Genomic DNA, 679 nt, shown 5'->3' with positions numbered 1-679 from the left:
GAACAGTGACGGTGCCGTTCGCGGCGTTATAAGTCACACCATTGCTGAAGCTTTGGCTGGTCAGCGTGCCGTTGTAATCACTACCGGCAATCGCAGTACTGGCATTCAGCGCGAGGCTGAAAGTGGTAGCGGTACTGCTGGCGTTGGTGAGGTTGACGGTGAAAACAGCGTTGTCGCCTTCATCGACCTGGCCTCCGCTGCTGTCCACCGCCGAGCTGACGGTGCTGACTGCCGGAACCGGGTCATTGTCGATGATGGTTGCCGTGCCGACCTTGCCGCCCACATTGAGCGTAAAGGTTTCGGTTGGCTCGTAAACGGTGTCATTGATGGTCGGTACCGTGACGGTGAAGCTGGTGACGCCAGCCGGAACGGTTACTGTGCCGTTTGCCGCGTTGTAGGTGACACCGTTGCTGAAACTCTGGTTGGCCAATGTGCCGTTGTAATCACTACCGGCAGTCGCAGTGCCCGCATTCAGCGCGAGGCTGAAAGTGGTCGGCGTGCTGCTGGCGTTAGTCAGGTTGACGGTGAAGACGGCGTTGTCGCCTTCATCGACCTGGCCACCGCTGCTGTCCACAGCAGCACTGACGCTGCCGACAGTCGGCGCCGCATCGTTGTCGATGATGGTCGCAGTACCGGTTTTGCCGCCAACGGTAAGGCTGAAGGTTTCAGTGGGCTCGCT

At 59.4% G+C, this 679-nt stretch carries 1 protein-coding gene; it reads right to left on the bottom strand.

The features are described from left to right. Nucleotides 1-679, bottom strand: a 679-nt coding sequence (locus tag PVA39_RS23200; RefSeq protein ID WP_274126067.1) for a Calx-beta domain-containing protein, incomplete at both ends; no start/stop codon positions are given.

It is taken from the genome of Pseudomonas sp. CNPSo 3701, assembly GCF_028674975.1.
Lineage (GTDB): Bacteria > Pseudomonadota > Gammaproteobacteria > Pseudomonadales > Pseudomonadaceae > Aquipseudomonas > Aquipseudomonas straminea.
This window is presented reverse-complemented; position numbering and strand designations above follow the sequence as displayed.